Source organism: Streptomyces sp. NPDC101237, from assembly GCF_044767465.1.
Classification (GTDB): domain Bacteria; phylum Actinomycetota; class Actinomycetes; order Streptomycetales; family Streptomycetaceae; genus Streptomyces; species Streptomyces gramineus.
In genome coordinates this window covers 154,449-163,581 of record NZ_JBIWNY010000017.1, presented here as the reverse complement: position 1 = coordinate 163,581, position 9,133 = coordinate 154,449, and the positions used below count along the sequence as shown (strand labels likewise).

General features: G+C 72.8%; 8 protein-coding genes and 1 pseudogene. 3 read left to right on the top strand and 6 right to left on the bottom strand.

Going from position 1 to position 9,133, the window contains the following annotated elements:
- Nucleotides 1-472: pseudogene (locus ACIRQ9_RS25675) on the bottom strand (hypothetical protein); the annotation flags it as partial.
- Nucleotides 473-653: 181 nt separating this feature from the next.
- Here ACIRQ9_RS25675 and ACIRQ9_RS25670 point away from each other — a divergent pair.
- On the top strand, nucleotides 654-1,004 hold the full coding sequence (locus ACIRQ9_RS25670; protein ID WP_404177867.1) for a DUF805 domain-containing protein: 351 nt from the start codon (nucleotides 654-656) through the stop codon (nucleotides 1,002-1,004).
- A 68-nt stretch (nucleotides 1,005-1,072) separates the two neighbouring features.
- On the opposite strand, the gene ACIRQ9_RS25665 is transcribed toward ACIRQ9_RS25670, so the two are convergent.
- The gene (locus tag ACIRQ9_RS25665) at nucleotides 1,073-1,309 is read right to left on the bottom strand and encodes a DUF6400 family protein (protein WP_404177864.1); all 237 of its coding nucleotides are present in this window, start codon (nucleotides 1,307-1,309) and stop codon (nucleotides 1,073-1,075) included.
- Between the two features lie 183 nt (nucleotides 1,310-1,492).
- Here ACIRQ9_RS25665 and ACIRQ9_RS25660 point away from each other — a divergent pair, with 183 nt between their 5' ends.
- A complete protein-coding gene (locus ACIRQ9_RS25660; RefSeq protein ID WP_404177860.1) occupies nucleotides 1,493-2,104 on the top strand; it encodes a DJ-1/PfpI family protein in 612 nt (203 codons plus the stop codon).
- Nucleotides 2,105-2,119: 15 nt separating this feature from the next.
- On the opposite strand, the gene ACIRQ9_RS25655 is transcribed toward ACIRQ9_RS25660, so the two are convergent.
- The 3 genes from ACIRQ9_RS25655 to ACIRQ9_RS25645 all read right to left on the bottom strand — a co-directional run bounded on the left by ACIRQ9_RS25655 (nucleotide 2,120) and on the right by ACIRQ9_RS25645 (nucleotide 4,894).
- Nucleotides 2,120-3,343, bottom strand: coding sequence for a cytochrome P450 (locus ACIRQ9_RS25655; protein ID WP_404177857.1), 1,224 nt, complete (start codon nucleotides 3,341-3,343; stop codon nucleotides 2,120-2,122).
- Between the two features lie 114 nt (nucleotides 3,344-3,457).
- The gene (locus ACIRQ9_RS25650; RefSeq protein WP_404177854.1) at nucleotides 3,458-4,075 is read right to left on the bottom strand and encodes a VOC family protein; all 618 of its coding nucleotides are present in this window, start codon (nucleotides 4,073-4,075) and stop codon (nucleotides 3,458-3,460) included.
- A 72-nt stretch (nucleotides 4,076-4,147) separates the two neighbouring features.
- Nucleotides 4,148-4,894, bottom strand: coding sequence for an SDR family oxidoreductase (locus tag ACIRQ9_RS25645; protein ID WP_404177851.1), 747 nt, complete (start codon nucleotides 4,892-4,894; stop codon nucleotides 4,148-4,150).
- 941 nt (nucleotides 4,895-5,835) lie between these two features.
- On the opposite strand from ACIRQ9_RS25645, the gene ACIRQ9_RS25640 reads away from it, so the two are divergent.
- Nucleotides 5,836-7,041, top strand: coding sequence for a cytochrome P450 (locus ACIRQ9_RS25640; RefSeq protein ID WP_404177848.1), 1,206 nt, complete (start codon nucleotides 5,836-5,838; stop codon nucleotides 7,039-7,041).
- 56 nt (nucleotides 7,042-7,097) lie between these two features.
- On the opposite strand, the gene ACIRQ9_RS25635 is transcribed toward ACIRQ9_RS25640, so the two are convergent.
- Nucleotides 7,098-9,080: a TIGR03960 family B12-binding radical SAM protein gene (locus ACIRQ9_RS25635; protein WP_404177845.1), complete on the bottom strand. Its 1,983-nt coding sequence runs from the start codon at nucleotides 9,078-9,080 to the stop codon at nucleotides 7,098-7,100.
- Nucleotides 9,081-9,133: the final 53 nt, after the last annotated feature.

The window sequence follows — 9,133 nt, the reverse complement described above, 5'->3', positions numbered from 1 at the left end:
GGGTGAGCACGCGCGCGTGGAGCCACGCGAGGGCGTGGCCGAGGGGGGTGAGCAGGTGGCGGTACAGCCAGATGAGCGGCACGACGAGGAGGGCGTGCAGAAGCCGGGCGACCGCGTGGCCGAGCGGGGTGAGCACGCGCGCGTGGAGCCACGCGAGGGCGTGGCCGAGGGGGGTGAGCAGGTGGCGGTACAGCCAGATGAGCGGCACGACGAGGAGGGCGCGCAGGAGCCGGGCGACCGCGTGGCCGACGGGGGTGAGGACGTACCGCCACAGGAAGCGCGCGGCGGGGACGACGAGGTGGCGCCAGAGGAACCGGGCCACGGCGGCGAGGGCGTCCCAGAGCAGCCGTACGGGGAGGACGACGAGGAACACGACGATGCGGACGGGGATCCTGACCGCGACGACCAGGCACCCTTCGGGCTGCTGTGTCGGCGGTGGCGGTTGCCGGTACGGCTGTTTCTGCATGTCCATGGCCGTAGAGACGCTATCGGGTACGGAGCGGATGCGATCGGCCACCCTTGATCACCGAACGGCGGCGAGAAGGTAACGTTTGACCCGCGCACGCCAATCTGGATGGATCCGGCCATGGCGGCTTGATTTGCTGGGCGCCAGCCAAATCTTGAGCCTTTCTTGGGTCCTTGGGGGACGAACAATGAACTGGTACGTGGACGTACTGAAGAAGTACGCGGTGTTCAGCGGCCGTGCGCGCCGGCAGGAGTACTGGATGTACACCCTGTTCAACGTGATCGCCGCCATCGTGCTGGCGATCATCGGGCGGGTCATCGGGTTCCCCGCGCTGGTGGCCGTCTACTACCTGGCGGTGCTGGTGCCCAGCCTCGCCGTCGCGGTCCGCCGCCTGCACGACACCGGCCGCTCCGGCTGGGCGATCCTGATCGGCATCATCCCGCTGGTCGGCGCGATCATCCTGCTGGTGTGGTTCGTCTCCGAGGGCAAGCCCGAGGCGAACGAGTACGGCGAGAACCCGAAGCACGCGGTCGCCTGACCCGCCGTCACGCCGAAGGCCCGCCGGATCCGTCCGGCGGGCCTTCGTCCGTCTCCGGGGCGCCGGCGTCAGCGGCGGGGCAGGACGCCGGCCGCGACGAGGGCGTCGTACAGCCGCTGCTGCTCCTCGTCGAGCCCGGAGTACAGCAGGTCGTACGCCTCCTCCTCGCCGCGCAGCGCCGCGACGGGGTCCCAGTCGTCACCGAGGGCGGCCATGACGTGGGCGCGCCGGGTCATCTCGTGGCCGGTGAGATCGATGTCGAAGCCGACCGGTTCGACGGGAGGGGAGGCATCGGAACTGGACATATGACCGAATTTAGGCAGCCCGGTCCGCCCGCGACAAGAGTCCGTGGGACACCTCACAGCGGGCCGCCGGTGCGGCGGGAGCCGGTGCGGGAGCGCGGCGGGCCACCGGTCGCGGACCGGCCCGCGACCCGGTCCCGGACCTCCTGAGGCAATCGGCACCCCGTTGCGCTGCGAGGAGACACCATGCAGGTAGCCGTACTGACCTTCGACGGATTCAACGAGCTCGACAGCTTCATCGCCGCCGCGCTGATCAACCGGTGCCGCGCCGACGGCCTGGAGGCCTTCATCACGACCCCGACGCCGGTGGTCACGTCGATGAACGGCGTCGAGGTGACCGGGCAGCGCCCGATGGAGTTCGTGACCGAGGCCAACGTGGTGCTGGTCGGCAGCGGGGTGCGGGCCCGCGAGGTGGCCGCCGACGACCGGCTGGTCGCCCGGCTGCGCCTGGACCCCTCCCGGCAGCTGGTCGGCGCGCAGTGCTCCGGCGCGCTGGTGCTCGCCCGGCTCGGCCTGCTCGGCTCCATGCCGGTCTGCACGGACCGCAGGACGAGGCCCTTCGTCGAGGCGCCCGGGTTCACCGTCCTGGACACGCCGTTCCACTCCGAGGGGAACATCGCCACGGCCGGCGGCTGCCTGGCCTCCCAGTACCTCGCCGCCTGGGTGATGACCCGGACCCTCGGCGAGGACGCGGCCCGCGGGGTCCTCGACTACGTCGCTCCGGTCGGGGAGAACGAGGAGTACGTCGACCGCGCCCTGCGCGCCGTCCGTACGGCCCCGGCCCCGGCCGGGCGCTGACGGCTCCCCGCACGCTCAGGCCGTGAGGCCCGTCGCGGACACCGGCAGGTGGCGGGGTCCGCGCAGCACGGCGTTGGCGCGGTAGGGCGGCGGGTCCTCCAGCAGTCGTGGGCCCTGGAGCCGGCGGAACAGTTCGGGCAGGGCGAGCTGTGCCTCGACCCGGGCGAGCGGGGCGCCGAAGCAGTAGTGGATCCCTGTGTAGAAGCCGAGGTGTTCGTTGTCCGCGCGGTCCGGGTCGAACCGGTCGGGGTCCTCGAAGCGCCGCGGGTCGCGGTTGGCGGCGGCCACCATGATCCAGACCAGTGAGCCCTCGGGGATGGTGGTGCCGGCCAGTTCGATGTCGGCCAGCGCGACGTTGAACGGGACGAACTGGACCGGCGGTTCGTAGCGCAGCATCTCCTCGATCAGCGGGACGGTCAGGGCCGGTTCGGTCCGGAACCTCTCCAGGACGTCGGGGTGGCGCAGCAGGGTGAGCGTGGTGTTGGTGATCAGGTTGACGGTGGTCTCGTGGCCGGCGACCAGCAGCAGGACGGCGGTGGCCACGAGGTCCCCGGGGGTCAGGCTGCCGCCCGGCTCGGTCTCGGGGGCGAGGGCGCTGAGCAGTCCCGGCCCGGGGTGCCGGCGCCGGGTCTCGATCAGTTCGGCGAGGTAGGAGCTGAGTTCCCGGCGCGCCGTCAGGATCTCCTCCTGGTCGAGCCCCGCCTGCCGCGGGTCGATGTGGGAGGCGACGGCGTCCGCCCAGCCGTGGAACCGGGGTTCGTCCTCGCGCGGTACGCCGAGGACCCGGCAGATGGCGGTGACGGGAAGCGGGTAGGCGAAGTCCTCGACGACGTCGATGCGGTCCTTGCCCTCGAAGTCGTCGATGAGGCCGCTGACGACGGCGGCCAGTTCGCCGCGCAGGCTGTCGACGAACCCGGGGCTGTGGGGCGGGCCGAAGGGCCGGTTGAAGACGGCGCGCAGCCGGTCGTGTTCGGGCGGGTCGGTGAAGATGAAGCTCGGCGGCAGGCCGGTCTCCTCCTCCGGCCGCGCGGGCCGGTCCGCGCCGGGCGGCCGGTGGCGCAGGTCCTGGCTCAGCCGCGGGTCGTTCGCGAGGCTCCGTGCCTCGTGGTAGGTGCTGACCAGGTAGGTGCCGTCGTCCTCCCGCAGGACCGGTGTCCTGCGCAGTTCGGCGTAGAGCGGGTAGGGGTCGGGGCGGTTGGCGGGGTCGAGGATCCGCGCGGAGAGGGTGCCGGGCTTCATGGTGTCTCCTGGGGGTGTCTGCCGCCGGGGCCGGCCGGGCTCCGGGCGGACGGCCAAGGGCCGAGGGCGCGGTGCCGGGGGCGGGGTGGCCGCGGCGCGGTCCGTCGGCGCCGCTCACTCGGGCAGGGGCGTGCCGGCCTGTTCGGCGGCCATGTACCGCGCGTACCAGGCGGGCCAGTCGGGGTCCGGGGCGCCGGTGCGGGCCTCGTGCTCGCCGTGGGCGGCCTCGGCCCGCCGCAGGGCGCTCGCCAGGTCCCCGGCCGAGGAGAACGAGGTGGCCGCGGGATCCAGGCGGCCCGGGAGCCGGTCGGTGACCTCCTGGAGGAGCCAGCCGTTGCCGTCCGGGTCGCTGAACGACAGGAAGGAGCCGTAGCTGCCGTGCCGCGGGGCGGGGCCGGGCAGCCGGGAGTCGCCGTCGGCGTGGTGGAAGACCCCGCCGGCGTCGTGGAACACCTCGCTGGGGCGGGCGCCGTGCCGTGCCAGTTCGTCGTGGGCGGTGTCGATGTCGTCGACGACCAGGTGCAGCCCGCGGGCCGAGCCCGGCGCCTGTTCGGTGACCGACTCGCCGAAGATGACCGACGCCGGGGAGCCCGGCGGGGTCATCTGCACGACCCGGAACTCCCCGTCGGTGGCGACGTCCGCGTCGAGCCGCCAGCCGAGCCCCGTGTAGAAGTCCTTGGCCCGGTCCACGTCGGACACGGGCACCACGACGACCTCTAGTTTCATGTCCATGGCTTGCACTTCCCGTCTCGGAGGGACCACCGGCGACGGCCGGACCCGCGGCAGGGCGCGCGGAGCGGGGGCTCAGTGCGCGAGGAGCTGCTGGCCGCCGTCGATGTCGTAGGTGGCGCCGGTGAGGGCGTCGTTGACCATGAGGTGCACGGCGAGGGCGGCGACGTCGGCCGGGCCGACCACCCGCCCGATCGGCAGGGTCCTCCTCAACTCCTCGCGCCGGGCGTCGAGTCGGTCGCCCAGCAGGGAGGCCGACAGCGGGGTGTCCACGAACCCGGCGGCGATGAGCGCGACCCGGACCGGGGCGACCTCCAGCGCCAGGTTGGCGACGAGCGCGGGCAACGCGGCGGTGAGGGCGCCGGTCACCGCCATCCCGGGCGCGGGCCGCCGGCCGCCGGTACCGCCGACGAAGACCAGCACCCCGCCGGGCCTGACCTTCCCGCGGCTCGCCCGCGCCACCGCCACCGCCAGGGCGAGCCGCCCGCCGAAGACCCGCCCGGCGTCGGCCGGATCGAGTGCGTCGAGCGGGGTGTAGGCCGGGCTGCCCGCGGTCACCAGCACGTGGTCGACCGGTCCGGGCAGGCCGGCGAGGAAGCGCTCGGTGCGTCCGGTGTCGAAGGCGTCGAAGGCGGCCGTGTCCACGGGGTGGAGTTCGGCGGCGGCCCGCCGCAGGCGTTCGGCGTCGCGGGCCACCAGGACCAGGTCGCCGCCGGCCGCGCGGACCTGCCGCGCGGTCTCCAGGCCGATGCCCGCGCTGCCGCCGAGCACCACGACCGTCTGTCCGGCGAGTTCGCCGCGGCCCGTCCCGTCACCGCTCATGGCGAGGGCCTCCGTCCGGGAGGCGGCGGCCCGGGGTGCGGGTGGTGGCGCGCTCGGAAGGTGTCAGCAGTCATGGACGGTTCCCCACTGGCCGGCGACCGGATCGCTCGCTGCCCGGGACGCGGCACCGCGGACACCGCCGACGGCCGCCCGCGCACCCCGCGTGCGCGCGGCTCCGCGTCACGCTCCGTCACGGCCCGCCGTCTCGGGAATCTCAGTCTGTCACTCCACCGGCCGAACGGCATCCGGGCCGCGGCCCCTTCGCCGGGCCCGGCGCGGGCGGCCGGGCCGGGCGGCGGCTACGGCGTGACGGGGTCCAGGAGCCGGCGCGGCCCGCCGATCGCCGCGGAGACGGGATCGCCGCCGCGGTGCTCCGGCGCGAAGCCGGGTCCGGTCTCCGGCACGGTCTCGGGGCCCGGGACGGCCGTACCGCACGTCCGGCACCGTCCGTCGCGGTCGATCAGGCCGCCGTGGCGCTCGTGCCGGAAGACGCGCTTCGCCCCTGCCGGCGAGCGGAAGTCGTCTCCCCCGGTCCTCGGCGCGCGCAGGACGGGCCACAGCTCGACACCCTCGGCCGTCGGCCGGTACTCGACCGCGCCGCCCGCCGCGCGTGCCCGTGGGGCCGCCCGCCGGGCATCTCCTGCGGGCCCGCGGGACCGCTCCCGAGGACCGGCCCTTCGTGCCCGCCGGGACCGGCCCGGCGGCCAGGCGGAGCAGCGGACCCGTCCAAGTGTTAGCCCACCTGGACGGGTGCACCTGTGCCGGTCAGCGGTCGACGCCGTCTCTCGTGCTTGCATCCTGCGAGAAGGCCGATCACTTGACCGACGAGAGACAGCAGGACAACCGCTCCCGACCCACCGCGTCCCGGCGCCGGGCCCGGTCGGGATCACCCACCAGGTCCAGCCCGTCCTCGCGGAACCCATTCCTGGAGGAGCCGGCTGATGGCCGCAGACAACGAGACCCCGACCTGCACGTTCAGCTTCAGCGAAGCGCTCGACTTCGACCCCGAGCTCGCGGATCTGATGAAACACCGTTCCCCCACGCGCATCCGGCTCCCCTACGGCGACGCGGAGGCCTGGCTGGTCACGGGCTTCGACGCCGTCAAGCAGGTGACCACCGACGCACGGTTCAGCCGCGCCGGCATCATCGGCCACGACTACCCCCGGATGACGGCGGAGCCCATCGTCTCGCCGGAGTCGATCAACGTGATGGACGTGCCGCAGAGCAGCCGCGTCCGCCACCTGGCCTCGCAGGCCTTCACGCAGCCGCGGGTCGACCTCATGCGGGACCGGATCATCGGGCTCACGGACCGTCTCCTGGACGACATGGAGAAGGCCGGGCCCCCGGCGGACGTCGTGGAGCACCTCGCCGACCGGCTTCCGCAGCACGCCGTCCTGGACCTCCTCGGCATCGAGCGCGAGGACTGGTCCCGGATCGGGAAGGCCGTCCACCAGCTGCTCGTCGTCGGCGAGGGAGGCAAGGAGGCCGCGGTCAAGGCCAAGGCCGACCTGACGGCCTACTTCGCCGAGCTCGTCGCCCTGCGCCGTACCTCGCCCGGCCCCGACATCATCAGCGCGATGGCCGCGGCACGGGAGAACGAGGACCACCTCGACGACAGGGAACTGGCCGTCATGGCGCTCACCCTGGCGCTCAGCGGCCAGGACACGGCGACCTGCGAGATCAGCAACATCGTCTACCTGCTGCTGACGCAGCCCGACCTGATGCGGAACCTCACGGCCCGTCCCGAGACGCTGACCGACGTCCTGCACGAGATGCTGCGCTGCATCCCGTTCCGCAAGGGCGTCGGGATCCCGCGGGTGGCGCTGGAGGACGTCGAACTCGACGGCGCGCAGATCAAGGCGGGCGACTTCGTGCACGTGTCGTACCTGACCGCGAACCGCGACCCGGAGCGCTATCAGTCCCCGCACGACATCGACCCGGAACGCCCGAGCGCCCCGCACATGACCTTCGGCTGGGGCGGCCACCGCTGCATCGCGATGCCGCTGGCCATGGCCGAACTCGAAGTGGCCATCGGCCGCCTCGTGGAGCGGTTCCCGAACCTGCGGCTCGCGGTGCCGCCGGAGAAGGTGCGCTGGGACGCCGAGACGATCCGGCGGTTCCCGCTGGAACTGCCGGTCACCTGGTAGGAGAACCGGCGGCGGGCCGGACCGGGCACTCCGCCCGGCCCGGCCCGCCGCTCACCTCAGTGCGTGTGCCCGCTCGCGGCCGGGGCGGGGCCCGCGTTCTTGACCGTCAGCGGCAGCAGCTTCTTGCCGGTCGGGCCGACCTGGATCCGGGTGTCCATGGCCGGGCACACCCCGCAGTCGAAGCAGGGGGTCCAGCGGCAGTCCTCGACCTCGGTCTCGTCGAGGGCGTCCTGCCAGTCCTCCCAGAGCCAGTCCTTGTCGAGGCCGGAGTCGAGGTGGTCCCAGGGCAGGACCTCCTCGTAGCCGCGCTCGCGGGTGGTGTACCAGTCGACGTCCACGCCGAGCGCGGGCAGCGTCTTGTCGGCGCAGGCCATCCAGCGGTCGTAGGAGAAGTGCTCGCGCCAGCCGTCGAAGCGGCCGCCGTCCTCGTAGACCGCGCGGATCACGGCGCCGACGCGGCGGTCGCCGCGGGAGAGCAGGCCCTCGACGATGCCGGGCTTGCCGTCGTGGTAGCGGAAGCCGATCGAGCGGCCGTACTTCTTGTCGCCGCGGATCTTGTCCCGCAGCTTCTCCAGGCGCGCGTCCGTCTCCTGCGCGGACAGCTGCGGGGCCCACTGGAACGGGGTGTGCGGCTTGGGGACGAACCCGCCGATCGAGACCGTGCAGCGGATGTCGCCCTGGCCGGAGACCTCGCGGCCCTTCTGGATGACGTTCATCGCCATGTCGGCGATCTGCAGGACGTCCTCGTCGGTCTCGGTGGGCAGGCCGCACATGAAGTAGAGCTTCACCTGGCGCCAGCCGTTGCCGTAGGCGGTGGCGACCGTGCGGATCAGGTCGTCCTCCGAGACCATCTTGTTGATGACCTTGCGCATCCGCTCGGAGCCGCCCTCGGGGGCGAAGGTGAGGCCGGAGCGGCGGCCGTTGCGCGTCAGTTCGTTCGCCAGGTCGACGTTGAAGGCGTCGACCCGGGTGGAGGGCAGGGAGAGGCCGATCTTGTCCTCGGTGTAGCGGTCGGCCAGGCCCTTGGCGATGTCGCCGATCTCCGAGTGGTCGGCGGAGGACAGGGAGAGCAGGCCGACCTCCTCGAAGCCGGTCGCCTTGAGGCCCTTGTCGACCATCTCGCCGATGCCGGTGATCGAGCGCTCGCGGACCGGGCGTGTGATCATGCCGGCCTGGCAGAAGCGGCAGCCGCGGGTGCAGCCGCGGAAGATCTCGACGGACATGCGCTCGTGGACGGTCTCGGCGAGCGGGACAAGCGGCTGCTTGGGGTAGGGCCACTCGTCCAGGTCCATGACGGTGTGCTTGGAGACCCGCCACGGCACGCCCGACCGGTTCGGGACCACACGGGCGATCCGGCCGTCGGCCAGGTACTCGACGTCGTAGAAGGCCGGGATGTAGACGGAGCCCGTCTTCGCGAGGCGGAGGAGGACCTCCTCACGGCCCCCGGGGCGGCCCTCCGCCTTCCAGTCACGGATGATCTTCGTCATGTCGAGGACGGCCTGTTCGCCGTCGCCGATGATCGCCGCGTCGATGAAGTCGGCGATGGGCTCCGGGTTGAAGGCCGCGTGGCCGCCGGCCAGGACGATCGGGTCGTCCAGGCCGCGGTCCTCGGACTCCAGCGGGATGCCGGCGAGGTCCAGGGCGGTGAGCATGTTGGTGTAGCCCAGCTCCGTGGAGAAGGACAGGCCGAACACGTCGAAAGCCTTCACCGGGCGGTGGCTGTCCACCGTGAACTGCGGGACCCGGTGCTCGCGCATGAGCGCCTCCAGGTCCGGCCACACGCTGTAGGTGCGCTCGGCGAGGACGCCCTGCTGCTCGTTGAGCACCTCGTAGAGGATCATGACGCCCTGGTTGGGCAGGCCGACCTCGTAGGCGTCCGGGTACATGAGCGCCCAGCGGACGTCGCAGTCCTCCCAGGGCTTGACCGTGGAGTTGAGCTCTCCGCCGACGTACTGGATCGGCTTCTGCACATGCGGGAGCAGAGCTTCGAGCTGCGGGAACACAGACTCGGCGACCTGGGCGGCGGCTTCGGCAGGCATCTCGCGGACCTTTGTGAGCTGACTGGGGGCACCCCCGGCCGACGGCTGGGGGA